Annotated in this window: 1 pseudogene; it reads left to right on the top strand. The window is 60.3% G+C overall.

Features of this window, described 5'->3' with window-relative positions:
• Positions 1 to 242, top strand: a pseudogene (locus tag HA630_RS27340) (NADH-quinone oxidoreductase subunit F); the annotation flags it as partial.

Below are 242 nucleotides of genomic sequence, written 5' to 3'. Positions count from 1 at the left end.
CACATCGTGATCGAAGGCATGATCATTGCCGCGTACGCGATGGGCATTGCCGTGGGGTACAACTACATCCACGGCGAAATTTTCCAGGTGTACGAGCGCTTCGAGGCCGCGTTGGAAGAGGCGCGCGCCGCCGGTTACCTGGGTGAGCGCATCATGGGCTCGAACTTCTCGTTCCAGCTGCACGCCCACCACGGTTTCGGTGCCTACATTTGCGGCGAAGAAACCGCGCTGCTCGAATCGCT

Source organism: Aquabacterium sp. A08 (assembly GCF_011742065.1).
This window is presented reverse-complemented; position numbering and strand designations above follow the sequence as displayed.